At 48.6% G+C, this 257-nt stretch carries 2 tRNA genes; both read right to left on the reverse strand.

The features are described 5' to 3' along the window. Positions 1-64 precede the first annotated feature (64 nt). A tRNA-Gly gene (locus tag HMPREF2642_RS11315) sits at positions 65-139 on the reverse strand. Between the two features lie 7 nt (positions 140-146). Next, a tRNA-Cys gene (locus tag HMPREF2642_RS11320) sits at positions 147-220 on the reverse strand. Positions 221-257: the final 37 nt, after the last annotated feature.

The following is a 257-nucleotide window of genomic DNA, read 5'->3' on the forward strand; positions in this document are numbered from 1 at the left end:
TATACCTCGTTCCGGGAAGGAACGTGTTCTAAGAGTTGAACTACTCCCGCATGATATAAATTAATGGAGCGGAAGATAGGACTTGCACCTATATCTCATTCCGGGAAGGAATGTGTTCTAAGAGTTGAACTACTCCCGCTTAATCCTGGAGGCGGCAACCGGATTTGAACCGGTGATAAAGGTTTTGCAGACCTCTGCCTTACCACTTGGCTATGCCGCCAATAACTGGGCTAGCTGGATTCGAACCAGCGCGTGAC

Origin of the sequence: Staphylococcus sp. HMSC055A09 (assembly GCF_001809655.1) — a bacterium.
GTDB lineage: Bacteria > Bacillota > Bacilli > Staphylococcales > Staphylococcaceae > Staphylococcus > Staphylococcus capitis.